Annotated in this window: 20 protein-coding genes; 7 read left to right on the forward strand and 13 right to left on the reverse strand. The window is 64.6% G+C overall.

The features are described 5' to 3' along the window. Positions 1-29: 29 nt before the first annotated feature. Entirely contained in the window at positions 30-626 is a 597-nt protein-coding gene (locus tag ACYVKM_RS08115) for an IMPACT family protein (RefSeq protein WP_460877092.1), read from the reverse strand. Positions 627-723: 97 nt separating this feature from the next. Between ACYVKM_RS08115 and ACYVKM_RS08120 the strand changes: the two genes are divergently transcribed. Continuing rightward, positions 724-1,197, forward strand: coding sequence for a YehS family protein (locus tag ACYVKM_RS08120; RefSeq protein ID WP_460877093.1), 474 nt, complete (start codon positions 724-726; stop codon positions 1,195-1,197). A 39-nt stretch (positions 1,198-1,236) separates the two neighbouring features. Here ACYVKM_RS08120 and ACYVKM_RS08125 read toward each other — a convergent pair whose 3' ends face one another. Beyond that, a complete protein-coding gene (locus tag ACYVKM_RS08125) occupies positions 1,237-1,428 on the reverse strand; it encodes a hypothetical protein (protein WP_460877094.1) in 192 nt (63 codons plus the stop codon). A 112-nt stretch (positions 1,429-1,540) separates the two neighbouring features. Between ACYVKM_RS08125 and ACYVKM_RS08130 the strand changes: the two genes are divergently transcribed. Then, on the forward strand, positions 1,541-3,985 hold the full coding sequence (locus ACYVKM_RS08130; RefSeq protein WP_460877095.1) for a S53 family peptidase: 2,445 nt from the start codon (positions 1,541-1,543) through the stop codon (positions 3,983-3,985). 141 nt (positions 3,986-4,126) lie between these two features. Here the strand turns inward: ACYVKM_RS08130 and ACYVKM_RS08135 are convergent, their stop codons facing one another. Both ACYVKM_RS08135 and ACYVKM_RS08140 read right to left on the reverse strand, forming a co-directional pair. After that, entirely contained in the window at positions 4,127-7,555 is a 3,429-nt protein-coding gene (locus ACYVKM_RS08135) for a glycosyltransferase (RefSeq protein WP_460877096.1), read from the reverse strand. Between the two features lie 131 nt (positions 7,556-7,686). Next, positions 7,687-9,126 carry a lipase family protein gene (locus ACYVKM_RS08140; RefSeq protein ID WP_460877097.1) on the reverse strand — a complete coding sequence of 480 codons (1,440 nt, stop codon included), beginning with the start codon at positions 9,124-9,126 and terminating at the stop codon, positions 7,687-7,689. Between the two features lie 196 nt (positions 9,127-9,322). Between ACYVKM_RS08140 and ACYVKM_RS08145 the strand changes: the two genes are divergently transcribed. Then, the gene (locus ACYVKM_RS08145; RefSeq protein ID WP_460877098.1) at positions 9,323-10,093 is read left to right on the forward strand and encodes a YdcF family protein; all 771 of its coding nucleotides are present in this window, start codon (positions 9,323-9,325) and stop codon (positions 10,091-10,093) included. 42 nt (positions 10,094-10,135) lie between these two features. Here the strand turns inward: ACYVKM_RS08145 and ACYVKM_RS08150 are convergent, their stop codons facing one another. The 6 genes from ACYVKM_RS08150 to ACYVKM_RS08175 all read right to left on the reverse strand — a co-directional run bounded on the left by ACYVKM_RS08150 (position 10,136) and on the right by ACYVKM_RS08175 (position 17,176). Then, complete coding sequence (locus ACYVKM_RS08150; RefSeq protein ID WP_460877099.1) at positions 10,136-11,566, reverse strand: aldehyde dehydrogenase family protein; 1,431 nt, start codon at positions 11,564-11,566, stop codon at positions 10,136-10,138. A 130-nt stretch (positions 11,567-11,696) separates the two neighbouring features. Beyond that, a complete protein-coding gene (locus ACYVKM_RS08155) occupies positions 11,697-12,464 on the reverse strand; it encodes an ABC-2 transporter permease (protein WP_460877100.1) in 768 nt (255 codons plus the stop codon). Next, complete coding sequence (locus ACYVKM_RS08160) at positions 12,461-13,132, reverse strand: hypothetical protein (protein WP_460877101.1); 672 nt, start codon at positions 13,130-13,132, stop codon at positions 12,461-12,463. The genes ACYVKM_RS08155 and ACYVKM_RS08160 overlap by 4 nt, the downstream gene beginning before the upstream one ends. A 53-nt stretch (positions 13,133-13,185) precedes the next feature. Further along, positions 13,186-14,112, reverse strand: a complete 927-nt coding sequence (locus tag ACYVKM_RS08165) for an ABC transporter ATP-binding protein (protein ID WP_460877102.1) — start codon at positions 14,110-14,112, stop codon at positions 13,186-13,188. A gap of 103 nt (positions 14,113-14,215) precedes the next feature. Continuing rightward, the gene (gene xseA, locus ACYVKM_RS08170) at positions 14,216-15,592 is read right to left on the reverse strand and encodes an exodeoxyribonuclease VII large subunit (RefSeq protein WP_460877103.1); all 1,377 of its coding nucleotides are present in this window, start codon (positions 15,590-15,592) and stop codon (positions 14,216-14,218) included. A 99-nt stretch (positions 15,593-15,691) separates the two neighbouring features. After that, the gene (locus ACYVKM_RS08175; protein ID WP_460877104.1) at positions 15,692-17,176 is read right to left on the reverse strand and encodes a phospholipase D-like domain-containing protein; all 1,485 of its coding nucleotides are present in this window, start codon (positions 17,174-17,176) and stop codon (positions 15,692-15,694) included. A 36-nt stretch (positions 17,177-17,212) separates the two neighbouring features. On the opposite strand from ACYVKM_RS08175, the gene ACYVKM_RS08180 reads away from it, so the two are divergent. The 3 genes from ACYVKM_RS08180 to ACYVKM_RS08190 all read left to right on the forward strand — a co-directional run bounded on the left by ACYVKM_RS08180 (position 17,213) and on the right by ACYVKM_RS08190 (position 21,432). Next, positions 17,213-19,162, forward strand: a complete 1,950-nt coding sequence (locus ACYVKM_RS08180; RefSeq protein WP_460877105.1) for an acetyl-CoA hydrolase/transferase C-terminal domain-containing protein — start codon at positions 17,213-17,215, stop codon at positions 19,160-19,162. Positions 19,163-19,239: 77 nt separating this feature from the next. After that, entirely contained in the window at positions 19,240-20,514 is a 1,275-nt protein-coding gene (gene ispG, locus ACYVKM_RS08185) for a flavodoxin-dependent (E)-4-hydroxy-3-methylbut-2-enyl-diphosphate synthase (protein WP_460877106.1), read from the forward strand. Between the two features lie 105 nt (positions 20,515-20,619). Further along, entirely contained in the window at positions 20,620-21,432 is an 813-nt protein-coding gene (locus ACYVKM_RS08190; protein ID WP_460877107.1) for an HD-GYP domain-containing protein, read from the forward strand. Between the two features lie 42 nt (positions 21,433-21,474). On the opposite strand, the gene aat is transcribed toward ACYVKM_RS08190, so the two are convergent. From aat to trxB, 3 genes are read right to left on the reverse strand one after another with little or no spacing between them, the layout of a single operon-like run. Next, positions 21,475-22,182, reverse strand: a complete 708-nt coding sequence (aat, locus tag ACYVKM_RS08195) for a leucyl/phenylalanyl-tRNA--protein transferase (protein ID WP_460877108.1) — start codon at positions 22,180-22,182, stop codon at positions 21,475-21,477. Further along, positions 22,179-23,318, reverse strand: coding sequence for a GNAT family N-acetyltransferase (locus ACYVKM_RS08200; protein WP_460877109.1), 1,140 nt, complete (start codon positions 23,316-23,318; stop codon positions 22,179-22,181). The genes aat and ACYVKM_RS08200 overlap by 4 nt, the downstream gene beginning before the upstream one ends. A 40-nt stretch (positions 23,319-23,358) precedes the next feature. Continuing rightward, positions 23,359-24,321: a thioredoxin-disulfide reductase gene (trxB, locus tag ACYVKM_RS08205; protein WP_460877110.1), complete on the reverse strand. Its 963-nt coding sequence runs from the start codon at positions 24,319-24,321 to the stop codon at positions 23,359-23,361. 217 nt (positions 24,322-24,538) lie between these two features. Here trxB and ACYVKM_RS08210 point away from each other — a divergent pair, with 217 nt between their 5' ends. Continuing rightward, on the forward strand, positions 24,539-25,603 hold the full coding sequence (locus ACYVKM_RS08210) for an alanine dehydrogenase (RefSeq protein ID WP_460877111.1): 1,065 nt from the start codon (positions 24,539-24,541) through the stop codon (positions 25,601-25,603). The last annotated feature ends 24 nt before the right edge of the window (positions 25,604-25,627 follow it).

Raw genomic sequence — 25,627 nt, forward strand, 5'->3', positions numbered from 1 at the left:
ATCCATGCGATGTCGTAGCCACCGGTCCGTCAATCCAGACGCCTGGCCTCGCTGTGTCCGCGGCTGAGGTCGACGATGCGTGCCTGTGCCTCGGTCACCCGGCTTTCCGGCAGGCGCAGTTCAAGCTCCACGCCGTCCGTGACGAAGGTTTCGCTTTCCACCTCGGCCTGCCAATCCTTCAGGCGTGCCTTGAGCAGGGCCAGCCCGGCGAACTCGCAGTGCAAGCCCAGCCGTGCCATCGCCACGATCGGCACGCGTTCGGCGCGACGCAGGCATTCGGCCGCGGTGCCGCCGTAGGCGCGCACCAGGCCACCGGCGCCTAGCTTGATGCCACCGTACCAGCGCGTTACCACCACCATCACGCGATCCATTGCCTGGCCTTCGATCGCCTGCAGGATCGGTCGCCCTGCGGTGCCGCCGGGTTCGCCGTCGTCGTTGAAGCGATAGTCCTGTCCGATGCGGTACGCCCAGCAGTTGTGCGTGGCGGTCGGGTCGCCTGCTTCGCGCAGGAAGGCCAGTGCCTGCGCGCTCGATTCCACCGGGGCGGCCAGCGCGAGGAAGCGGCTTTTCCGGATCTCTTCCTGATGCCGGCATGGTCCGGTCAGCGTGTGCAGCGATTCACTCATGCCGTGCAGTTTCCCATGCCTCTCCGGACTGTGGCCGGGTGCCCGGTTGACCGACGCGGTAGCATGGCGTCTTTCCCCGTGACTTGCTGGGCCTGCCATGATCAACAACGACGTACTGCGCGCCATCCGCTACATGCTCGACCTCAGCGACGGCAAGGTGGTGGAAATCACTCATCTCACGGACGCGAACTTCCCGATCGCGAAGGAGGATGTGCAGGCGTTCCTGAAGAAGGACGAGGAACCGGGCTACGTCGAATGCAGCAGCAAGGTATTGGCGCATTTCCTCGACGGTCTGGTGGTTTATCGACGCGGCCGTGACGAGAGCCAGCCGCCGCGCCCGGTGGAGAAACGCGTCACCAACAATGTGGTGCTGAAGAAACTGCGCGTGGCGTTCGAGCTGAAGGACGTCGACATGCACCAGATCCTCGAAGCCGCCGGCTTCCCGATCTCCAAGCCGGAACTCAGTGCACTATTCCGCCAGCCGGATCACAAGAACTTCCGGTTGTGCGGCGATCAGCTGCTGCGGAATTTCCTGAAGGGGCTGACCTTGCGCTTGCGAGGAAATATCTGAAGGTTTTTCGGTCCATCACGCGGGGGATTGCCGGCGTCGTCACCCGAAATTCATGGCGGGAACGTACTCGATGCCGCAAACCGCCGCAGGCTTTGGCGACGCAAATTCCTGCAATGCCGCCAGCATTCCGATGATGGTGCAGGCATGCATTTCTCTGGCCATGTCACCCGCTTGCGCAAGCCTTTGCGCATACCTGTCGCACAAGTTGTACACAAGATCACGATGCAACATCTATGTTGTCATCGGCACTGGACCGCGCAGCCAGGTCGGTAGCACGATCAGTACCCCCGACGTTTAGGGGCGGGGTAGCGGGAGCTTTATCCGGTCAGCACGACCGTAGCCTGTGGCTGCGTCGGATCCGTACGGCGATCCGACGTTCTTTTTGCTGGTGCGCCTTTCAAACAACGGAGGTGACTACACGACGATCCATTCGATCAGTCGACAACTTCATCACAGGGGGACTCGTTTTTTTCATCTAACTTTTCGGAGAAAAGACGTGAAAACTGAGCATGTGATGTTAGGTGTATCCATTGCCGCAGCGCTTGCCACGCTGCCCACCATCGCCTCGGCCCAAGCTTCGCCCGCGCTGGCCGGTCTCAACACGACCGAGGCGTCCCGCGTTACCCAGACCATCGACAATCGCGTCGTGTCCACCCTGGGTAATACCCACTTGTCGTTTGTCGGCACGTTGAAGCCCACCAGCAGTGTGGCCGACTCGATGCCCATGAATCATATGCAGCTCATTCTCCAGCGCAGCGCGTTGCGCGCATCGGCACTGGCATCATTGAGTGCTGCGCAACACGATCCCAGCTCGTCCAAATTCCATCAGTGGGTGACGCCCGCTGAGTTCGGTGCCGCTTTTGGCGTGATCGATGCCGACGTCGCAGCCGTGAAATCGTGGCTGACTTCGCAGGGCTTCACCGTGAATGGTGTGTATCCGAACAAGATGCAGATCGATTTCAGCGGTACGGCAGGCCAGGTCCGGCAGGCATTCCACACGCAGGAAAACCGTTACACCATCAATAAAGTCAGCCATATCGCCAATGCCGGCGATATCAGCGTGCCATCGGCGCTGAGAAGCGTGGTGGTGGGCGTTGCCGGTCTCAACGACATCCGGCCACAGCCATTGCATGTAGCTCCGCAGGTGGCGCAGTTCAACGCTTCCGCGCATAACTTCAAGATCAAGCAGCCCGCGGCACCGAGTGTGCGTGCCGCAGCTAGTCCGATGATCAATTTCAGTGGTGGTGTGCGCGGGTTTGTGCCGTACGACATGAATGTCATCTACAACACCACGGCGTTGTACAGCAGCGGCGTGACCGGTACAGGCATGACCATTGCCGTGGTCGAGGACCAGGACATGGATCCTTCGGACTGGCCCAATTTTGTCGGTCAATTCAACCTGGGCAGCTACGGCGGCACGTTTAACCAGTTTCAGCCGCAGCTGACGCCGAGCACCGGCAATTGCACCGACCCGGGCGGCACAACTCCCTACAGCGAAAGCATCGAGACCGTGCTGGATTCGGAGTGGTCCACAGCCATGGCGCCGGGCGCCAATATATGGGTCGCGACCTGCAATGATGCCGACACCACCAATTTCTTCGGTGGTGTCTACATGGCAGCAGACAACCTGATCAACGGCACCTCGCGGCCGAATGTCATAAGCGCAAGCTATGGTTACGGCGAGGGCTTCACCGACTCCGCCAGCAAGGCGGCGATCGACCTGATGTGGGCGCAGGCGGATGCAGAAGGCATCTCGGTGTTTGTTTCTACCGGGGACTCAGGCTCCAACCCGAGCTTCAATGGTTTCGTCATCAACGATGCCGGCATCGATGCCAATTCGTTTGCTACTTCGCCCAACGACACCGGCGTTGGCGGATCAGATACTGCCGATATCCTCGCGGGCACTACCAAGAAGTATTTCAGCAGCACACTCAATTCGGTGTACGGATCGGCGTTGTCCTATGTACCGGAAATCACCTGGAATACGTCGTGCGGCAACACCGTGGCAGCTCAGGATTTAGTGAGCCTGACGGCGCTCAAATTCTGCAAGAACGCGTTGATCTACGATCCGAACGGCGATTACGCCACGTCTGAAAGCGGGAGTGGCGGCCCCTCGTCGGTCGACCTGAAACCAGCCTGGCAGCGGCAGGTTCATGGTGCCGCCAAGGACCAGTCGCGTGATCTGCCGGATGTCTCGCTGTTCGGCGGATCGTATGGCGGCTATTCATGGGTCATTCTCTGCACGGGCGCCTATCCATGCACGCCTGGCTTCACTTCGCCGGTGCAACTGGAGGCTGGTACATCACTGTCCTCGCCGATGTTCGCCGGCATCCAGGCATTGATCGACCAGGGCCTGTCCAAGCTCGGCGTGTCGGCGAATCAAGGCAACGCGGCACCGACGCTGTATGCATTGGCCAGGAAAGAATACGGCGATGCCACGGGTGCGGTGCCATCCACGCTTGCGCAATGCGATGCTGACAACGGCACCAAGGGAACCGGCAAGTGCGTGTTCCACAACATCACCGGCGGTGGCAATTCCACCCAGTGCATCCAGGTCCAGGCGTTCGCGCAGGTGACTCCGAATTGCTACTTCTACGGGACGATTCAGAACTTCGAGGGATTCTACGGTCCCACCCTGATCGGGCTGACATCGACCAACGCAACGAAGTACAACAGCAACACCGCGGCCTATGCCGCACAGCCCGGCTGGAGCTTTGCCAATGGTCTTGGCTCGGTGAACGCCAACAACCTGTTCTCGGCCTGGAAGGCCTTTGTCAACGCAAAGTAACAGCTTGATGTGTTGATGCCATTCCTCCCGACGGTTATGCCCGTCGGGAGGAATGGATGCAAGAGGTGTTCCGGCTCGATCGTTCCGACTTTCAGCAAGGGGTTGTGGCCACTGTCGACCGAACGCGTGTGTTGATGCAGCTCACGATTTCGGCTCGTCACGGGTGCTCACGGTCGCCTTGCGTTCCTGCTTGCCCCAGCCCACCGACGGTCCGCGAATGGCCGTCCATACCGAACGCACAACCACGTAGTACATCAGCTGGCGGTAGCCGAAGCGTTGCAGCACCAGCCACCACAGCAGGCTCCATTTCTCCTTCTTCTCCATCGCGAAGGCGAGTGCCGATGCGGCGAGGTCCACCGCCATGAAGGCGGCGTAGAAGACCAGCATCCTGATCAGGTTCTCGTCGTTGAACTGGCCGCGGTGCTGCAGGTAGTCGAGGCCGGTGGCGATGATCTGCCACACCAGCACCAGGTCGACCAGCGGCGATACCACCGAGAAGAGGATCTGGAACAGCCACACCTGCGGCAGCGCCACCATGCCGAGCGCACCGTAGCGCGGGCGGAAGGTGGCGTCGTGGTGTTTCCACAGGCATTGCAGGGTGCCGTAGGCCCAGCGGAAGCGCTGGCGGGCGAGGCCGCGTGCGGTATCCGGTGCCTCGGTCCAGGCAATCGCCTCGCTGTCGAACAAGGTGTGGTAGCCGGCTTTCTGCACGGCGAGGGTGAGATCCTGGTCCTCGGCCAGCGTGTCGGCAGGGAAGCCGCCGAGCTGCTCCAGTGCCTCGCGGCGCCATGCGCCGACGGCGCCGGGTACCACGGTGATTGCGCCGAGTGCGGCCAGTGCACGGCGCTCCAGATTCTGCGCGGTGATGTATTCCAGCGCCTGCCACAGGGTGATCAGGTTGATGCGATTGCCGACCTTGGCGTTACCGGCCACGGCGCCGACTTTCGGATCGACGAACCAGCGCACCAGTCGCGGGATGGTATCCGGTTCAAACTGGGTATCGGCATCCAGCGCCACGACCACCGCGCCGTTCGATTCGTGCAGCGCCGTATTGACCGCGTGTGCCTTGCCACCGTTGGGAATGGTGAGGAGCCGCACGCGCGGCTCATGTGCGTAGTGCTCGGTGACCACCGCGGACGTGGCGTCGGTGGAGCCGTCGTCGACAACGATGATTTCAAGATTCCGATAGCGGCTCTTGAGGATCTGGCGGATCGAGCTGGCGATCACCTTTTCCTCGTTGTAGGCGGGAATCAGCACCGAGACCAGTGGCGGTTGTTCGCCGAGCACGGGTGGCGCATGGCGTCGTTCGCGCACGCGATTGATGAGGGCGAGGCCGCCGAGCAGCAGCAGGCGGGCCACGCCCAGCGAGATGGCGATCAGCAGCAGCCAGCGCAACAGGTGTCCGAACAGGCCCACGGTCATGAAGACCGATCGGTCGGCCCAGCGCGACAGCGAACCCGGCGGCAATGGCGGCATGGTCTGGTCGCGGGTGAGGCCGGCCAGGGCCGACACCGTGACGAAGTCGTAGCCCTGCGCACGCAGCCCGTCGATGATGCGCGGCAGCGCGGCCACCGTCTGCGAGCGTTCGCCGCCGCCGTCGTGCAGCAGCACCACCTGGCCCTTGCGATCGGGGTTGGTGGTTTCGATGCCGCCCAGCACGTTGTTGACGATGGCGTCCACGCCGGGGCGTTGCCAGTCTTCGGCGTCGACATGCAGGCCGACCGCGAGGTAGCCCATCTGCTGTGCGATCTGGATCGGCACCAGTTCATCGGCCGTGGTCGGTTCGGCATCGCCGAAGTAGGGCGCGCGGAACAGCCGCATCGAATGGCCGGTCAGCGCCTCGAACAGGCGCTGGGTGGCGTTGAGCTCCAGCGCCACGATGCCCGGCGGACTCTCGCCGAGGTTGGGATGGGTGAAGGTGTGGTTGCCGATGTCGTGGCCTTCGTTGAGTTCGCGCTGCACCAGCTTCGGCGCCATCTCGGCGTTCTCGCCGATGATGAAGAACGTCGCCGGCACATGCTTCGCCTTGAGGATGTCGAGGATCTGCGGCGTCCACTCCGGATCGGGGCCGTCGTCGAAAGTCAGCGCGATCTTGTGATCCAGCGTGCCGGCACGCTGGATCACATAGGAACTGGGCAGGGCGGTGTAACTCTCGTCATCGATGCTGCCGTCGTCCTTGTCCAGTTCGACGGTGCGCGCACCCGACGCGGGTTGGGACGCGATTTCGAGTACCTCGCCCTGGCCCGCGATGTCGATGTCCTCGCCCTGGCCGATCGTGCGCAGCTGGTCCGGTGCCGGCGCGCCATAGTTGCGGCCCAGCACCGACCAGACCGACGGGTCTTCCGAACCCAGCCGCCACAACGCATAGCCGTAGGGCTGGTAGCCGTCGGCGGCGTGGATCTGGTTGTAGGCCGTGACGCCGTCGAGGAACCACACCTGGTGCGCGGTACCGTCGTCCTCGCTGTAGGAGAATCGCGGGTTCTGCGCATCCGGGTCGAAGGCGATATCGGCCTGCGCATCGGCAGCGCGATCCATCGCGTCCTGGAAGGTGAGCGTCTCGGCGCTCTGTCCATGGGCCCAGTCGTAGCCGTAGCTGCCGATCGCGACGATGGTCTGGTCCGGATCGAGCGCCTTCATGCGCTTGTCGAGGGTGCGCTCGAACCAGTCCTGGCTGGCGATGCTGCCGGGGTTCTTGCCGGCCCAGTGCTCGTCGTAGGCCATCAGCAGCTCGAAGTCGACGATGCCGGCGTAGCCTTGGTAGTCCCACGACGCGTCGTCGAACGGTACCGACAGCACGATGCCCCAGCCATGCGGATCGAATGCATCGTTGAGCTCGGTCAGGAACGCCTTGAGATTCTTCTGCGAATTCTCGGGGACTTCCTCGAAGTCCACGGTGACGCCCTGAAAGTGGTTGGCGGCAATGAACGCGACGATTTGCGCGATGCGTGCCTGGCGCATGGCAGGGTCCGCCAGCATGCGCGCAAGGCCCTTGCCGTCCCACACGCCATCCACCGCGTTCTGCAGCAGCGGCAGGATGGGCGTGGAGGCCTTCTTGGTCCGGATCAGATCCAGTGCCTTGGCATCGACGCTGGTGTGCAGCGCCATGTCGGGGCCGCTCAGGTTCATCCAGGTGGGGATCACCCAGTCCAGTGTCGGCAGTGCGCGTTTCAGCGACGGGTAGCTGCTGTCGTCCCAGTTGACGTAGAAACCGATCGCCAGTGGCCGGTTGGCCGGCTTGTCCAGGGACAGTGGCGGCGGCGTGCGTGCCGCGTTGCCCTTGCTGCCATGCGCACGTGGCGGGTGCAGCAGTTTCTGCCGGGCACGCACTTCCGCGGCGAGTTTGGCAGCCGGTTTCAGCAGTTCGGGATCAGCTGCCTTCACTCCGGTCAGTGCATGCCGGATCTTGCCATGCCAGTCGAGGTGCAAGCCGCCCATGCTCGGTCCGACAAACAGGCTGATCGCACAGGCCAGTACGAACAGCGTGCTGACCACGCCGGCAAGCAGGGCCAGCCGCGAGACATGGCTGGCCCGTCGGCCGGTAGGGTCGAAGAAGATCGGTTTCTTTTGCATGTGTTTCGGGAATCGGCAGGCGCGGTGGATGGCCAGTGTGCACGGAGCTGCTTAACCGTGCCGGAGCGTGCCGTGATGATACGGGATCGCTGCTGCCTGCCGGCATGGGTTGCACGCCTCCTCGGCGCCGATCAGCCGATCACGGCACCTGGCATGGGTTCGCTGAAATCCTCCGGTGTCAGGTTCTGCGTGAGCCGGAACACACCTTCGTGGATTTTCCTTGGCAGCACCACGTCGAGTACCGTGGTCTGGTGCGGGCCAAGCATGACGAACAGGTCGTCACCGGCAGCGCTTTTCGCCAGCGCATGATGGACGAGGCCGCCGAGATCGGTGGGTTGCACGCTGGCGCCATAGGGACGGTGGCTGGTCACGGCTGCGCGCAGCGTCCTGCGGGAATGGCGGGGATCGGCGACGCGATTGTCGCCGGCGAGCAGGGCATGGTTGAGAAACAGCGAGATCGTGGAGCGGTTTTTCGAATTGGCCTGGCGGTCGATCATGAAATCGTCGGGCATCAGGTCGGGGCTGGCCTGGGGGCCGGCCGTGAGCAGCAGCCCGGCACCGGCGAGCGGCTCGCCGGCTTCGTCGCTGAGTCGCACGATCAGCAGGCTGCGCGGATCGTGGATGTGCACACGCGGCGCGAACAGGCCGGCCGGATCCAGTTCCACCTTGCCCGCGTCGCGCAGGCTGTTCTCGCTGTCGAAGGCATTGCACAGGGTGCTGTAGTCGGCCGCACTGCGAACCTGCAGGCAACGCAGAATCGCGTCGATGGTGGCGGTTGCGGCGCTGGCCAGAATGCCGTGCGCGCTGCCCGAATGGGCTGCGTCGGCAATCAACTTGAACGCACAGCGCGGCCCCTGCTGCAGGTTGAGCAAGAGCGTATCGACCGGGTCGGTGGCGTTGCGCCGGACTGTCAGCACGGCATGCTGCGCATTGAGATTGGCCGCGGCGATGCGCACGACGCCGTCGGAACCGTCCTCTCCTGTATAGCTGTTGAGATGGTCGTACAGCGAACGGTCCGGACGGTCGCCGGTCAGTACGAACAGGTAGTGATCGCTGGCCGCCGGATCGGGGCCATGAATATGGTCCAGGTTGAGCGAGAGCGATTCGGCGCTGCCCAGTTCCAGCCAGTCGAGCATGCGCTGGCCTGGTGCCACGCCATCGAACCACGATTTGAGCCGGCCCAGCACGCCCTTGCCAAGCTGGGCCAGCGCGGAGCCGAAGTTCGCCGGCGCCAGCATGACAAGGTGGCTTAGCCGGATCGTGCTGGTGTTGTCGGGCCTGTCGCGTTGCGCGCGCAACCACTCGCGCACGACCGGGCCGCCGGTGGAGTGCGTGACGCAGGCAAAACTGGCGTCGGTGAGGTGCAGGTCGCGCAGCGCATGATCGAATGCACGAACCACGTCGGTCATGGTCACGGCATCGTCGAAGCTCACGTATTCGGACAGCCAGATATCCGCGAGTGTGAGCACCAGACCGGCTGCCGCCGCGCGCTGCTGCAGCTGCTGCGGCATCTGGCCGTAGGTCGAGGTGTTGCTGACGCTCCAGCCGTGGACGAACACGAGGGTGGTCATGACTCAACTCCGCGAGGCGAAACGCGCCCATGATGCCGGATGAAGAGGTGGATGGCGGCAGGTCATCCGATCTGGACGGATGCCTGACACCTGATACGGGATGACAGGCGCCCGCCATACCCTGTTTCGTGAAATCGTTCTGGCGAATGCATGAGCTGGGTTACGCTGGCGGCTTCTTCATGCGAATCTCCTTGCCATGACGTTGAATGCGCTTGAGGTGTTGCTGCTGCTGGCGGCGCTGGCGGCCTGGGCTGGTCGACGCCGGTTGGCATCCGGTCTGGCGGGGCTGACCCTGCTGCTGTTCCTGGCCGCCGGTTGCGGGCCGTTGCCGATCTGGCTGCTGCACAACCTGCAAGCTCCGTATGCGGCCACGGTTTCCGGTGACTGGGCGCCGCGCAACGCCATCGTGCTGCTGGGTGCGGGATCCACTCGCGTCGCACCGGGCGCCGCGCTGGAACCACCGCTGTTTGCCTATGGCCGCATCGTGAAGGCGGCCACGCTGTATCACGACTGCAAGGCATCGGGGCAGCAGTGCCTGCTGCTGGTGAGTGGCGGTGACTCGCAGCATCACGGTGAGGCGGAGGCGGCCGTCTACGAACCGGTGCTGCGCCGGCTGGGGGTTCCGGCGCAGGATCTGCAGCTGGAGTCGCGCAGCATGAATACCTGGCAGAACGCCCAGTTCAGTCGGCCGCTGTTGCAGGCCTACCATCCGCAGAAACTGGTGCTGGTGAGCTCTGCCATCCACCTGCGACGCAGCATGCTGTATTTCAGGCACTTCGGCCTGCGACCGATGCCGGTGCATGGCGACATGGTCGCCGCCATGCTTTCGGTATGGCCGCTTTCGTCGAACCTGGCGTTGTGCGATGACGCCCTGCACGAGTACGTGGGAGCTGCCCAGTATCATGTGTACAACGCGCTGGGCTGGAACGCACCAGCGGTGCTTGCACCGCTCATTCCGACGCGGTGACCGGGCGGCATCGCATCGACCGGCCGGTCGAGCTGTGTCCACTCAGCGCTCGCGCATCACCATCAGGCGAATCTCCGTCATGTCCTCGATCGCGTAGCGCACACCCTCGCGACCGAGGCCGGACAGCTTGACGCCGCCGTAGGGCATGTTGTCCACGCGGAAGCTGGGGATGTCGTTGACGATCACGCCGCCCTGTTCGAATTCGTTCCAGGCGCGCATGGCATGGTCGAGGCTGTCGGTGAAGATGCCGGCCTGCAGGCCGTAGTCGGAATCATTGACCAGCGCGATCGCCTCGCCGAACTTCTTGAACGGAGCGAGCAGGGCGAACGGGCCGAACGCTTCCATGCGATTGGCTTTGGCGTCGCGCGGCACGTTTTCCATCAGGGTCGCTTCGAGCATGTTGCCGTGGCGCTTGCCACCGCACAGGATCTTGCCGCCGGCCTGCTTCGCTTCCGTGATCCAGCCATGCAGGCGTTCGGCGGCGGCCTCGTCGATCATCGGGCCGAGGAACACGTCCTTCTTTTTCGGATCGCCGGCCTTGAGCTTCTTCGTGGCCGCGACGAGTTTCTTCTTCAGCGCATCGTAGATGTCGGCATGCGCGTAGATGCGCTGCACGCCGATGCAGCTCTGGCCGGACTGGTAGAACGCCCCGAAGATCAGCCGTTCGACCACGCGATCGAGATGCGCGCCCTGATCCGCATCGACGATGCAGGCGGCATTGCCGCCCAGTTCCAGTACCACCTTCTTGCGGCCGGCGCGGGCTTTCAGCTCCCAGCCGATCTGCCCACCGGTGAACGAGAGCAGTTTGAAGCGCTCGTCCTCGACCAGCGGCACGGCATGCTTGCCGTCCAGGGTGAGGATCGAGAACGCGCCTTTCGGCAGATCGGTCTCGGCCAGCACCTCGCCGATGATCAGCGCGCCGATCGGGGTCTTCTCCGACGGCTTCAGCACGAACGGGCAGCCGGCGGCGATCGCGGGCGCGACCTTGTGCGCGACCAGGTTGAGCGGGAAGTTGAACGGGGTGATGAACGATACCGGGCCCAGCGGTACGCGCTTCGTATAGCCGTGATAACCGTCCAGACGCGAGGCCAGTTCGAGATTCAGCGTTTCGCCGTTGATGCGCACGGCTTCCTCGGCGGCGATCCGGAACGTCTCAATCAGTCGCGTCACTTCGCCAGCCGAATCCTTGATCGGCTTGCCGGCTTCGATGCACAGCGCCTCGGCCAGTTCGTCGCGGCGTTCGGCAAAGCGTTGCGCGCAATGCTGCAGCACCGCCTGGCGTGCCCATGGCTTGAAGTCGCGCATCGGGGCGGCAGCTTTCACCGCGGCGGCTATCGCCTTTTCGGCAGCCTTCGCATCCGGTACCGCCACCCGTGTGGCGAGCTTGCCGCTGTACTTGTCCAGTACGTCCAGCATGACTTTGGACGTCTGTGGCTGGTTGGCGAGGTAGTAGGGGTAGGTTTTCTTGAGCATCGTGGCGACCATGCAAAACAGGTTGCCGGACAGCATAGACGGGCGGCATGTTCAGTATTCGTGACAAGCGATCAGGCTTGAATCCCCGCGCAACGCCAGGATTCTGCCGCCTCGTGTGGTGCATCCATCGTCATGGATAGTCGCGGTGCCTGGTGATCTGAACCGCCAGGGCGATCAACACGCCGGCAATCGCCATCATCGAAGCCAACAGCGCCCAGGGCGGTGATCCCACCAGCAGCGCGTTGCGCGCATCGAAATACGGCATCGCCAATCCACTCATGATGTGGTGGATGTTCAACGGGTATCGATTCAACGGAGGAAAGAGCACCGTGATCGGATAGAAGATCATGAAAACAAACGACGCGGCCAGCGCCGTATATTCGCTGCGGAACAGCGTCGCGGACAGGAAGGCTACGGCGAAGAACACCGCGCCACCGGCGAACCAGAACAAGCCGAAACGCGCCATCTGCTCCAGGGGATACGACACATGCGCCAGCGGCGAGCACGCGGTCAGCAACAGCAAGGGCAGCACCGACAGGATCGCCACCTGCACCAGGCCGAGCAGCGCCTGCACCAGTACCAGCCGCGCGCGACTCACGGGCAGCGCCAGGGTGAATCCTGCCGTCCGATGCAGGCGCTCGCGCTGCAGGCCGCCAAGCGCGAGCACCATGGTCATGATGACGAACAAGCCGCGTGCCGTTCCGTCGTAAACCAGCCGGTAGATGTAACCGACATAGGGATCACCGACGAACGGCCCGTTTGGCGCGAATACCTTCATCAGGCTGGTGTGGCAGAACACGCCCAACACGCAGATAGCCGCCAGCAGTGCGGCGCTGAGCAGAAACCGCTCGCTGCTCTCTCGCCAAGCCTTGAACAGTAACGGGGACGTGGCGTTCATGAAAAATCTCGGCGCGCTGTGATGCTGCTGGCCGCCACCACCAGGCACAGCGCCACCAGCGCGTACAGGCCTAGGGACAGCCAGGGCAGCGAAGTGGCGCCCGCTGAGATCGAAAGCTGTGCACCATGCATTGTTTCCACCAGATCGAGCGCTGGATAGCGCTCAAACAGCGGCAGCTCGGCGACGGCCGAGAAAGTCAGCACTCCAGCTATCGAAGCAATCGCCGGCGAGTAAGCCCCAGGCAGAACCACCGAGAAGAAAAACGACAGCGCAAAAATCACCATTCCGCAGCCGGCCCACAACACGCTGAACTGCAAAGCGCGTGCGAACGGATAGGCTTCTCCGACAAAGGGTGACAGCAGCGGAATCAGCAGCGCAGGCAGCAGCGCAAGTACTGCAACCTGTGCCATTCCCGTGGCGGCCCTGACGGTAGTGAGCCGCCACCGGCTCACCGGCAGCGACAGCGTGAATCCAACCGTGCCCTGCGCGCGCTCCTGCAGTACGCCACCGAGTCCGAGCACGATCACCAGCAGGATGAACAGGTCAAGGACATTGGCCTTGTAAACCGCACTCCAGATGTAGTGCGCATAGCTCAGCGGCTCATCGGCATGGGCGCGCACCTGCTGCTGCAGCAGCACCACGGCACCGCACATCCACAGCAGGGCCACCGCGCTGATGGCGAAGCGGGTCAAGCTTTCCCGCCACATCTTGTACCAGAGCATCAGGGCGCTTCCCTGACGATATCGAGAAAGACATCGCGCAGATTCACCGGTGTCACCTGCACGACGGCATCGAGGGAGCGCGCATGGGCCACGATGCCCTCGACGTTGGAGCTGGCGAGCACCCAGGTCTGGCGCCCCCTGACCCGGGTCCGCTCCACGCCAGCCAGATCGAACGCCGGCATCGGGCCTTGCGCGGCGGATTCCACGGTGATGTTGCGATAGTTGTTCAGCAGGTCGTCGAGCCGGGTGTTCATGACCAGCTGCCCGCGATCGATCATCAGCACCCGGTCGGCGATCCGCTCCACCTCGCTCAATTGATGCGAGGAAAAGAAGACGCTGGTGCCGGCGGCGCGCACCTCCTGCAAGGTTTGCAGCAACTCTTCGATGGACACCGGATCGAGCCCTTCCGACGGCTCATCGAGAATGATGAGTTCAGGGCGTCGCGCCAGTGCCAGCAGCAGTGCCAACTTGGTGCGCATGCCCTTGGAAATGGCCTTGACCTTGCGCCCGGGCGGCAGCTGGTATTCCCTGAGCAGACGCGCCTCGATGTGCGGTTGCCAATCCGGATAGAAAGAGCGGATGAAACGAATGAGTTCGGCGACGGTCATGTAACCGTACAAACCCTTGTCCTCGCCGACGTATGCGATGCGCCGACGAATCTCCAGGCTCTGTGCGGGATCGGTGATGTCGTATCCCAGCACCCGGCCTGCGCCGGATGTGGGCCGAATCATGCCGAGCAGCATCTTGATCGTGGTGCTCTTGCCGGCGCCGTTGCGCCCGAGGAATCCGGTGATGCGCTGGCGCTCCACCGTCAGACTCAGGTCGCGCACCGCCTCGACCGTGCCGTAGTGCTTGGTGAGATCGTGGGTTTCAATGACCAGTTCGTGAGTCACGTGTGTCGAAGTCCGTCGGGTTTGATCGTTCACCGAATCACTCAAAAACGTTCACTGCGCCATCTTGTCATCCTGCACCTGAGTGCTGGCAACCAAGTATCGAACACACAGCGATCAGGCGGATCGGAGTCCGTGATCAGCGATTGGCGTCAGGCGTCACCGCTCGCTTGCCAAGCACCTGCAGGCCGAGTTCGCCATCGCTCACGCGGGCGCGCAAGGTATTGCCTTCGCTGACGGCGGCGACAGAGCGCACGACCTGTCCCGCTTCGTCGAAAAGAATCGCGTAACCGCGCTCCAGCGTTGCCAGCGGGCTTATCGCGTGCAGCGCATGGCCGGCATGGCGCAGGCTGGTCTGCCGGCGTTCGATGATGTGGGCGATCGCGCGGCGCAGGCGCTGGTCCTGTTCGGCCAGCCGACGTGACAGCAGCGGCAATTGCGCGCGGGGATGCTGCGCCAGCAGGCGTGAGTGCATCCGGTCGAGTCGGCTCCGCCGGAGCTGGCTTTGTTCGCGCAGCACCGCGGTCAGGCGGTGCCGGAGATGCAGCAGCCGTTCGCGATCGCGCGCCAGCCGTGCCTGCGGTCGTTGCGTCTGCAGTCGCGCCAGCAGGTGATCGACGCGTTGCGCGTGCGACTGCAACTGGCGCTGCTGCAAGGTGAGCAGGCGTTGCTGCAGCTGCTGCAGATGGCGGGTGACGGCGGCCGCATCGGGTACCAGCAATTCGGCGGCGGCCGATGGCGTGGGCGCGCGCAGGTCGGCGACGAAGTCGGCGATGCTGAAATCGATCTCATGGCCGACGGCCGAAACCACCGGCACCGCGCTGGCATGGATCGCCCGCGCCACTGCCTCGTCGTTGAACGCCCACAGGTCTTCCAGCGAGCCGCCGCCGCGGGTCAGCAGCAGCACGTCGTAGCGCTTGCTGGCCGAAGCCTTGCGCAGCATGGACACGATCGCCGGCGGTGCTTCGCGCCCCTGCACCGGCACCGGCAGCACCTCGACGTCGGCCAGCGGCCAGCGCCGTGCCAGTACGCTCAGCACGTCGCGCACCGCCGCGCCGGTGGCCGAGGTGATCACGCCGATGCGCCGCGCATAACGGGGCAGGGCACGCTTGCGTTCCTGCGCGAACAGGCCTTCGGCATCGAGGCGTGCCTTGAGCTGTTCGAACTCACGCTGCAAGGCGCCTTCGCCGGCCGGTTCCATGCTTTCGGCAACCAGCTGGAATTCACCGCGCGGCTCGTACAGCCCCACCTTGGCGCGCAACATGACCTGCATGCCGTCGACCGGGCGAAACCGCAGCGCGACCGCTTTCGGTTTGAACATCGCGCAGCGCACCTGTGCGCCGCTGTCCTTCAGGGTGAAATACAGATGGCCGGAGGCCGGCTTCGCCACGTTCGAAAGTTCACCCTCGATCCACACCAGCGGAAACACGTCGCCCAGCAGGTCGCGCACCAGCCGGTTGAGCGAGCTGGGGGTCAGGACGTGGCGTGGCGTGGTGTCGTCGAACGGCGCAGGCATAGGGGTACGAGACTAGCATGCTGGGTGAATCAAATTGTGAGAAAACATCTGCTTGAGACAGGAAGTGCAGAGACTGCTTCAAGCACGGGCCATGCTGTTTCAGTCGCTGTCTGCCTCGTGCAGCGCACGTCGGCGGCGTTTGCGCACGCGCCAGCTGCGGATGCCGAGGTTGAAGGCGAACCACGCCGCCAATACGCCGAAGGGCCAGCCGATCCATGCCGGCCACAGGATCGCGATGACGGACAGCAGGGCCAGTGCCAGGGTGCCGACGACCAGCGGGCCGCTGGAGGTATCGCCGAGCACGCGACGATTGGTCAGCGCGGCACCGACGCTGTTGGCGATGCGCAGGGCGCCGGCGGCGGCACGGCCGGAACTGCCGCCGCCATGTCGTACCCGTGGCGGCCGCGCTGGACTGCTGCGTACCTGCTCGCCGCTGCCATGACGACGGCGCGCGGCGAGCACGATCTCGGTGGCGTTGCCGAGGTCACGTTCGTATTGCGCCGCGAGCTGGCCGGCAAAGCCGGCATCCTCGACCGCCACGTCGAGTTCGCGATTGCCGAGCCAGCTGGCGATGTTGAGATTGGACGAGCCGACCCGTGCCCATTGCCCGTCGGCGACCGCGGTCTTGGCGTGCAGCATCGAGCCGTTCCATTCGAATACGCGGATACCGGCTTTCAGCAATGGCCGATAGCCGGAACGCGACATGGCGGCCACCGCGGGAATGTCGCTGCTGCCGGGTACCAGCAGGCGCACGTCGACACCATCGCGCGCGGCGGCGACCAACGCCTGCACGTACGGCGTGAGGCCGACGAAATAGGCATCGGTCAGCCACAGCGTCTTGCTCGCCAGTGAGGCGATCAGTTGATCGAGCCGGTACATGCCGGCAGTGGCCGGCTGGGTGGCGATCAGCCGCAGCGATACGTCGCCGGCCGGTACGGCCGGCTCTGCTGCGGCCTGTGCCGATGCAGGGGGCAGCGGCGCCAGCGGTGCACCGATCTCAGCCCAGCTCTGCGCGAACGCCGCTTCCAGTTCCGCCACCACCGGGCCGCGCAGCGCCACGCCGGTGTCGCGCCACGGCGGCACCTTGCGTGCCGGGTCACCCAGCCATTTCGCGCTGATGCAGACACCGGACAGAAAGCCCAGTACGCCATCGACCACCAGCAGCTTGCGGTGGTCGCGGCTGATCCAGCCGAGTGGTTGGCCCAGCTGTGGCGGATTGAAGATGCGTACCTGGCCACCGGCTGCCCGCAACGGTGCCCAGAACGTGTTGCGCGACTGGCCGAGGCAGCCGATCCAGTCGGCCACCACCGCGACGAATACGCCGGCCTGCGCCCGTTCGACCAGTGCATCGAGGAACGCGCGGCCAACCTCGTCGTCGCGGATGATGTAGTTCTCCAGCAGCACGCGTTGCCGGGCACCACGGATGGCCGCCAGCCAGGTGGTGTAGTGCGCGGCGGCATCGATCAGCAGTTCGGCTGCATTGCCGTCCAGCAGCGGGGCGCCTGCGGTCCGGCTGAGCGCCTGCTGCGCGAGCAGGCGGCTGGGCGTGTCGGTGATGAGCGGCATCGGTCGAGTGTAGGTCATGACCGGTCCACGTCCCGTCATCATGAGGCTTCTGGCATGATCCGCGGCATGCCGATCGAGCATTGTTACAGCGACACCGAGGCCTGTGCGCGTTACCTCGCCGGTGAGCTGGGTCCGGATCTGCGCGTTGCCGCGCCACTGGGTCTGGGCAAGCCGCACGGACTGCTCAACGCGCTGTATCGATTGACCGGCACCGATCCGGCTCGTTCGCTGCGCCTGTACACGGCGCTGTCGCTGACCCGGCCGCAGCCGGCGCCTGGACTGGAGCAGCGTTTTCTCGAACCGTTCCTGGAGCGTCATTTCGGTGTCGATCAGGTCGATCCGCAATACGCACTGGATCAGGCGCGTGATGCATTGCCGCCGAACGTCGAGATACACGAGTTCTACATGCAGTCCGGTGCATTGCTGCATTCGGGCAGCGCGCAGCGCAGCTACATCAGCCAGAACTACACCCACGTCGCGCGCGACCTGGCCGTGCAGGACATCAATCTGCTGGTGCAACTGGTGGCACGGCGCGAAGGGCCGGATGGCGTGCATTACAGCCTGTCCTGCAATCCGGATCTCACGCTGGATTTCCTCAGCCAGGTCCAGGTCGCCGGCCGGCAACGGCCGCTGTGCGTGGCGGTGGTGCATCCGGACCTGCCGTATCTGGGGGGCGACGCCGAAGTGGCAGAGGCGTATTTCGATGTGGAGCTGCGTCCGGAAACATCGCCGCGGCTGTTCGCGCTGCCACGACTGCCGGTCGACCTGGCCGAATATGCGTTGGGACTGCATGCCAGTGCGCTGGTCAGGGACGGCGGTTGCCTGCAGATCGGCATCGGTGCGTTGTCCGATGCGCTGGTCAAGGCACTGCTGCTGCGCCAGCAGGATAATACGCAATGGCGGCGTGCCCTGGTGGCGCTGGATCCGCTCGGCGCCACCCATGCGCTGGCCGGGCGGATCGGTGGCCTGGCACCGTTCCAGAGCGGGCTCTACGGGGCCAGCGAGATGGTGATGGATGGTTTCATGCACCTTCAGCGTGGCGGCATCCTCAGGCGGCGCAGCTGGGACAACCTCGCGCTGGAACGCGCTTCCGCCAGCGGGCGACTGAGTCCGGCCACGCCGGGCGGTCACTATCTGCGCGGTGCGTTCTTCCTCGGTTCGCAGGAGCTGTACGACTGGCTGGAGGCCACCGAGGCGGCCGATCCGGATGCCATCGCGATGTGCCCGGTCTCCAACGTCAATCAGCTCTACGGCGACCACCAGGCACTGGCGACGCTGCAGCGACGCGGCGCGCGTTTCTTCAACACCTGCATGATGGCGACCCTGCTCGGCGCGGTGGTGTCCGACACGCTCGACGACGGCGCCGTGGTCAGCGGGGTGGGTGGCCAGTACAACTTCGTGGCGATGGCGCACGAACTGCCGGATGGCCGTTCGGCGCTGCTGCTGCGCGCGACCCGCAGCCACCGCGGCGGCATCGAGAGCAATATCCGCTGGAACTACGGCCAGACCACGATTCCGCGCCACCTGCGCGACCTTGTCATCACCGAATACGGTGTTGCCGACCTGCGCGGCAAGAGCGACAGCGAATGCGTCGAAGCGATGCTGTCGATCTGCGACGCGCGTTTCCTCGATGCGTTGTGTGCGGAGGCGAAGGCGCACGGCAAGCTGGCGGCGGATTTCGTGGCGCCGGAGGCATGGCGCCGGCATCGCCCGAACCATTTGCACGATGCGCTGGCACCGCTGCAGCAGAAGGGATTGTTTCCGGCGTTTCCGTTCGGCAGCGATTTCACTGAAGTCGAGCAGCGTCTGTTGTCGGCGCTGAACTGGTTGAAGGCGTCCAGCGCTACCTGGCGCGGCAGATTCAGGCTGTTGCGCGCAGCCTGTCGGCCCGGCCCCGTGGCGATGGGCGAGGCCGAGGCGCTGGCGCGGATGGGGCTGACCGCACCCGGCAGGCTGGCCGATCGCGTGCAGCGCCGCCTGTTGCAGGTCGCCCTGCGACGCTGAAGCGGTCACATCGGTTCGGTTATCCTTGCAGCTTCGCCGCTCGGTGATTGCGGCAGTACGATCCGGTCACGTCAGCCATGAACGAAACAGATTCTCCATCTCCGCGTCCGGCCGCTCCGCGTCTTGCCGAGCCCTCCCTGCGCCGTCCCAGCGTGGCCGTGCAGATCGGCAGGGTGAAAGTCGGCGGCGGTGCACCGATCGTGGTGCAGTCGATGACCAATACCGACACCGAGGATCCGGCCAGCACCGCGAAACAGATTGCCGAACTGGCGCGCGCCGGTTCCGAGCTGGTGCGCATCACGGTGAACACGCCCGCGGCGGCGGCGGCAGTGCCGCGCATTGCCGAACGCCTTGCGATGATGGGGGTCGACGTGCCGATCATCGGCGACTTCCACTACAACGGGCATCAGCTGCTGGAACACGAGCCGGCCTGCGCCGAGGCGCTGGCGAAGTACCGCATCAATCCCGGCAACGTGGGTTTCGGCAAGAAGCGGGACAGCCAGTTCGGCGCGATCATCGAGATGGCGCTGCGCTACGGCAAGCCGGTGCGTATCGGCGCGAACTGGGGTTCGCTCGACCAGAGCATGGTCGCCACGCTGATGGACGAGAACCACAAGCGCGCCGAACCGTGGGATGCCTCGCATGTGGCACGCGAGGCGCTGATCCGTTCGGCGCTGGATTCGGCGGCACGTGCCGAGGAAATCGGTCTGGCGCGCGATCGCATCATCCTGTCGTGCAAGGTGTCCGGTGTGCAGGAACTGATCGCGGTATATCGCGATATCGCCACGCGTTGCGACTACGCGCTGCATCTCGGCCTCACCGAGGCCGGCATGGGTTCCAAGGGCATTACGGCGTCCAGCGCCGCGCTGGCGGTGCTGCTGCAGGAAGGCATCGGCGACACCATCCGCATCTCGCTCACGCCGGAGCCGGGCGCCTCGCGTACCGGCGAGGTGATCGTGGCGCAGGAGCTGCTGCAGACCATGGGGCTGCGTTCGTTCACGCCGCTGGTCACCGCCTGCCCGGGCTGCGGCCGCACCACCAGCGAGTTCTTCCAGGAACTGGCGAAGACGGTGCAGGAACACGTGCGCGAGCAGATGCCCTTGTGGCGCATCAAGTACGACGGCGTGGAGAACCTCACCCTGGCGGTGATGGGCTGCATCGTCAACGGACCGGGCGAATCCAAGCATGCGAACATCGGCATATCGCTGCCCGGCAACGGCGAGGCACCGGCAGCGCCGGTGTTCATCGATGGCGAGAAAGCGATGACTCTGCGCGGCGACAACATCGCCAACGAATTCGTCGGCATCCTGGACGATTACGTCGCGCGCAAATACACGATGCGGGCCAGCTGAGGCTTCTGTCACACTGTCCCTGTGGTCGGTGCTTCACACTTTCGCCTGCCCACGACGAAGCGTGGCGTGAATGCCGCGTGCGAGACCCCTCGCCGGAGCCTTGCCGTGAAGATCAGTCCTCAATTTCGCATTGCGTTTTTCTATGTCCTGCTGTCCGTGCTGTGGATCTGGTTTTCCGATCGCGCGTTGAATGCATGGGTGCACGGCCAGGCAGAGCTCACGTTCCTGCAGAGCGTCAAGGGCGGCCTGTTCGTGCTGCTCACCGGGATCGGGTTGTACTGGATGATCGGGCGCGACCTGGGCCGGCTGAAGGCCATCAACCAGACCTTGCGGGATGGCCACCGGCAATCGCTGCGTGTGCTGGTGTCGGCGATGGACATCCGCCACAAGGAAACCGGTGACCACTCCGACCGGGTGATGCGCATGGCCGCTGGCCTGGCCCGGTTGGCCGGTGTGCATGGTGAGGCACTGCGCCATCTCGAGTTCGGCGCATTGCTGCACGACATCGGCAAACTGGCGTTGCCGGATGCCGTGCTGGTCAAGCCGGGCAAGCTGGACGAGGACGAGATCGTGCTGATGCGCCGGCATCCGAAGATCGGCTACGACCTCCTGCAACAGGTGGATTTCCTGCGCGGGGCGGCCGACATTCCGTACAGCCATCACGAACGCTGGGACGGCAGCGGTTATCCGCAAGGATTGCGTGGCGAGGCGATTCCGCTGGCAGCGCGCATCTTCAGCGTGGTCGACGTCTGGGATGCCTTGATCTCGGCACGTGTCTACAAGCCGGCATGGCCGGAAGCGGAGGTGCTGGACTATCTGCGCAACGCTGCCGGCAGCCAGCTTGATCCGAACCTGGTGGCGCTGTTTCTGGAGCATCGCGAGGAGATCAGGAAGCTCGGCGACTCGACCGGCGGCTGAATCTGCGACCGCAAGGTCAGTCTGCCCGACCGGCCGCCAGCACTACAGCCGCGGGGTCAGATCGGCCCAGCTGCCGGCAAGTCCCGGCAGCTGGATGAGGCGGTCAATTTCCTGCAGATACCACGCACGCGGCACCTCGATTGCTCCCAGCGACTGCGTGTGCGGATTGCTCACCTGGGCATCGATCAGCGGAAATTCCAGCTCGCGCAGCAGCCGGGCCAGTGCAACCAGGGCGATCTTCGAGCCGCCGCTTTCCGCGCTGAACATCGACTCGCCGCAGAACAGTCGGCCAATCGCGATGCCATAGATGCCGCCGACCAGCCGCGAGTCTTCCCACACCTCGACGCTGTGGGCATGTCCCAGGCGATGCATCCGCACATAGGCGTCGATCATCGCCGGCACGAGCCAGGTGCCTGATTCATGGGTGCGAGGTGCGGCGCAGGCGTGGATCACTTCCTCGAATGCATGGTCGACAGTGAGCCGCCAGTGTTTGCCGGCGAGTTGGCGGCGAAGGCTGCGGTTGATCTTCAGCGTATCGGTATGAAACACGCAGCGCGGATCCGGCGACCACCACAGGATGGGCTCGCCTTCGCCGAACCAGGGGAAGATGCCGCGCGAGTAGGCCGTCAGCAGCCACTGCACGGACAGGCCGCCGCCAAATGCAAGCAATCCGTTGGGCTCGGTCAGCGCATCGCGCGGATCGGGAAAGTGATCCGGTGCGTCGGCATCGAGTAGCGGCAGGTGGATCATCGTTCGGCGTGGTTGGCGTACGGGCTGTGGCCCTGCAGTTCGGCGGCATAAGCGTCGACCGCTGGTGCCTCGTGCGCAAGCGCCGTCGCCACGGCGGCGCGAAAATCCTTGTTGACCAGATAGTGCCGCGAATGCGTGCGGACCGGCAGGAACCCACGCGCCAGCTTGTGCTCGCCCTGTGCGCCGGGTTCGAAGCGGGCCAGGCGGTGTGCGATAGCGTGCTCGATGCCCTGGTAATAGCACAGCTCGAAATGCAGCCCCGGGACGTCCAGCGAGGCGCCCCAGTAGCGGCCATACAGCACGCCGTTGCCTTGCACGAACAGCGCCATCGCTACGATGTCTTCCGCATGCCGCGCCAGTGCCAGTTGTGCGGTCGGGCCCAGTTCGCCGAGTTGCTGGAAGAATGCTGCAGTCAGTGCGGCATGGTTGCCCTTCATGTCGAACGTGGCTTCGTACAGCGCATGCACCCGGCGCCATTCGTCGCTGTTCAGCGTATCGCCGCTGCGCCATTCGATGACTACGCCACTGGCTACGACCTGGCTGCGTTCGCGCAGGATGTTCTTGCGTTTCTTGTGATTGAGCGCGGCGAGGAAATCCGGGAAGTGCCGGTAGCCGCGATTGTGCCAATGGAACTGCACGTCCGAGCGGGCCAGCCAGTCCTTGTCGAACGCGTCGAGCTCGGTCTCTTGCAGGAAATTCGCATGCACCGAAGACAGTCCCAGCCGTTCGGCCTCGCTACGCATCGCCTCGACCAGCGTCCGCTGCAGCATGGGTGTGCGCTCATCGTTGCCGGCGAGCAGGCGTGGGCCCGGTACGGGCGAGTAGGGCACCGCGTTGAGCAGCTTCGGGTAGTACTCGCCGCCGGCACGTTGCCATGCACTGGCCCAGCTGAAGTCGAACACGAATTCGCCGTGCGAGTTGCCCTTCAGATACAAAGGTGCGGCGGCGAGCAGCCGGCCATCTTCATGCAGGCCCAGATGATGGGCCTGCCAGCCCCACTCGGGACGGATGCAGCCACCGTGTTCCAGTGCAGCCAGGAACGCGTGCGATACGAAGGGGTTGGCGTCAGCACGTAACGCGTCCCATGCCGTCGCCGGCAACTGGTCGATCGCTGCGTGGAAGCGCGCCTCGATCAAGGCGCGCTTGAGCCTGCAGTGGCACTCCTGCGCAGGTTCATCAGCCGGCCGGGGTCTGCTGGTCCAGCCAGCGTTCGGCGTCCAGCGCGGCCATGCAGCCGAAGCCGGCCGACGTCACCGCCTGGCGATACACGTGGTCGGCCACGTCGCCGGCGGCGAACACGCCCGGCACCGAGGTCATCGTGGCCATGCCGTGCTGGCCGCTGTGGATCTTGATGTAGCCGTCGTGCATGTCGAGCTGGCTTTCGAAGATGCCGGTGTTCGGCGTGTGGCCGATCGCCACGAAGAAGCCGGTCGCCGCGATGTCGCGGGTGACGCCGGAGTTGACGTCCTTCACGCGCACGCCGGTGACGCCGGTGTCGTCGCCAAGCACCTCGTCGATGCTGTGGTTCCAGACCAGTTCGATCTTGCCGGCAGCGGCCTTCTCGAACAGCTTGTCCTGCATGATCTTCTCGGCGCGCAGCTTGTCGCGGCGATGCACCAGGTAGACCTTGCGGCCGATGTTGGCCAGGTACAGCGCTTCCTCGACGGCGGTGTTGCCGCCGCCGATCACCACCACGTCCTGGTCGCGGAAGAAGAAGCCGTCGCAGGTGGCGCAGGCGGAGACACCCTTGCCCTTGTACTTCTCCTCGCTGGCGATGCCGAGGTACTTCGCGGTGGCGCCGGTGGTGATGATCAGCGCGTCGCAGGTGTATTCGCCGGAATCGCCCTTGAGCCGGAACGGGCGCTGCTTCAGATCCGCCGTGTGGATATGGTCGAAGATCATCTCGGTGTGGAAGCGCTCGGCATGTTCGGCCATGCGCTGCATCAGCGCCGGACCCTGCAGCCCCTCGACGTCGCCCGGCCAGTTGTCCACATCCGTCGTGGTCATCAGCTGGCCGCCCTGCTGCAGGCCGGTGATCATGGTCGGCTTCAGGTTGGCACGGGCCGCATACACCGCAGCGGTGTAGCCGGCGGGGCCGGAGCCGAGGATCAGCAGGCGGCTGTGTTTGGGAGTGCTCATGGTTATAATCCTAGGGTTTGCTGGCGGCTTTGATCGTTATTCGCTTCAACCCCTGCCGCGGTTTCATCTGACCGTTTCGCGGGACGAGGCGGAGTTTGAATCCGCAAGGATGGGGAAGGGAGCACCCCGATTCAAGCTTTCCGGCCATTGATGTTTTCTCAACCCTGCTCGGCGCACGCAAGTCGCCACGGCAATGACCCCCACAGGACTGCCTCCCATGCGTATCGGTATCCCCTCCGAAACCAAGACCCTTGAGGGTCGTGTTGCCCTTGTTCCCGCCGCTGCCGCCGACCTGGTGCGCCGTGGCCACGAAGTGTTCCTCCAGGCCGGTGCCGGCCTGAAGAGCGGCTTCGCCGACGAGACCTACGTCAAGCAGGGCATCAAGATCGTGCCGGACGCCGCCGCGCTGTACGAGGCCGGCGAGCTGATCGTCAAGGTGAAGGAGCCGGTTGCCGGCGATCTGGCCTTGCTGAAGAAGCACCACCTGCTGTTCTGCTACCTGCATCTGGCCGCCGAACCGGCACTGACCAAGAGCCTGCTCGACATCGGCCTGACCGGCGTGGCGTTCGAGTCGGTGGAAGAGAATGGCGGCCTGCCGCTGCTGCTGCCGATGTCGGTGATCGCCGGCCGTATCGCCACCCAGATCGGCACGACCCTGCTGCATCGTCCGCAGGGCGGCAAGGGCAAGCTGCTGGGCGGCATGGCGTCGACCCCGCGTGGCAAGGTGGTGGTGCTGGGTGCCGGTGCCGCCGGTGGCAATGCCGCTGCGCTGGCCGCCGCGGCCGGTGCCAACGTGGTGGTGTTCGACAAGCGCCAGGACCGCCTCGCCGAGATGATGGCGATGGGCCCGAACGTCACCGCGCTGTATGCCTATGAATCCTCGGTCGCCGAGGAAGTGCGCGATGCCGACATCGTGGTCGGTGCCGTGCTGATCCCCAGCGCGAAGGCCCCGCGTGTGGTCACCGAGGCGATGGTCAGGACGATGGAGCCGGGCTCGGTGCTGGTCGACATCTCGATCGACCAGGGCGGCTGCTTCGAGACCTCGAAGCCGACCACCTGGAAGGAGCCGACCTATGACGTGCACGGCGTGACGCACTTCTGCGTGACCAACATGCCGGGCGCGGTGCCGCAGACCTCGTCGGTGGCGATCTCCGCCGCGATCCTGCCGTACGTGCAGCGTCTGGCGGCCGGCAACGAGTGGCGCGAATTCGCTCCGCTGGGCGGCGGCATCAATGTCGACGGCGGCAAGCTGGTACATCCGGCATTGCAAGGTATGCTCTAACCCTGTCCAGAAATAAGGAAGCCT

The sequence above is a fragment of the Rhodanobacter koreensis genome (assembly GCF_054782855.1).